Below are 1134 nucleotides of genomic sequence, written 5' to 3'. Positions count from 1 at the left end.
AAAAGTACGCAATCAGCCTCAAGCCCGGAGTTCAGAGCCCGCTTTATCATGGTTATTACTGTTCCCGGCTTTGATTTTGTACATTCCTCATACCGATTCCCGATAAGAGTTCTTTTGTCATAGCCGAGTACCGGGTTAATCAGGTTTGAGCTTTTACGTTTCCGGTCTTTCTTCCTTTTACATTCCTTTTGTCTGGCTGCTCCAGCCATGGCAAAATCACAGGGAAGCGTTGTATTTCCGTCTGTCCAGCATAAATTAAGGTACTGGAATCCTAAACTGTAGCTCTGAGTGACATGGTCGTAAACTCTGGACAGCATTTGGGTGTGCCTGCTTCTGCCTCGGTCATACAGAGAATCATCAACAATCAGGCACTTACGCCTGTTTTTGGTCAGAGCAGAAATCTTTTTGCTCAAAATAATAGCAATGCTCATCTGCAAGGCACGCCAGTTGTATAAAGGGTTTCCGAGAAACCGGTACAGTACACTCCTGGAATACCTTTCATCATTGTTTGAAGTTCCGCCTCTGGCCATGAACTTGAGTATTGATGTGGCTGTCATCAGGAACATAAGGAACTGCAGCATCATAGATACTGGCTGAATCCCCTTCTCCTTATAAAATCCCAGCTTCTTCATGATTCCAGAGTTCTTAATTTGTGAAAAAAAGTCTCAAAAAATGAGAATAGTCCTTATGTTTGATGTCATCTTTCTGTATCATTTTACTTGCCTTGTTTTTATTTTGTTTAAATTTTCGATAAATAAACATTATCATAAAAACGAGGCTCTAAACATTGATCTATAATTCCTTTTAAAACATTTATCGATATTTTTCTATTTTTATAATCTCAATCATTTAAGTTCTTTTTCTCTCCAATGCCTTAGATTTAGAGCTTTAAGTTTCATTTTAGGTGTGGGAAACTCGAGTAAATATAAATATTCTGCCTTCATCGATAATTGCTTCAAAATCACTCTCACCTACAGGTAAGGATTTTCCGGAAACCGTCATTGTCAGCGCCCCCCTGCGACCGCCTGCAGCACCGCTCCTGAGACCAGCATGACAGCAGGGACTGAAATCACAGAGGTTACGGCACAATGTTTGCCTTTCGTCGGTTCCTCCCGCCGGTACTCCCGATGCACC

Annotated in this window: 2 protein-coding genes; both read right to left on the bottom strand. The window is 41.4% G+C overall.

Annotation, left to right across the window (positions count from 1 at the left end):
* Positions 1-632, bottom strand: a 632-nt coding sequence (locus F557_RS19950) for a transposase (RefSeq protein ID WP_019002633.1), incomplete at its 3' end; no start/stop codon positions are given.
* Between the two features lie 268 nt (positions 633-900).
* On the bottom strand, positions 901-1134 hold a 234-nt coding region (locus tag F557_RS23020; RefSeq protein WP_211209561.1), incomplete at its 5' end, for a hypothetical protein.

The organism is Succinimonas amylolytica DSM 2873, from assembly GCF_000378405.1.
Lineage (GTDB): Bacteria > Pseudomonadota > Gammaproteobacteria > Enterobacterales > Succinivibrionaceae > Succinimonas > Succinimonas amylolytica.
Note: the sequence above shows the minus strand (reverse complement) of the source record. Positions and strands in the feature narration are given on the sequence as shown.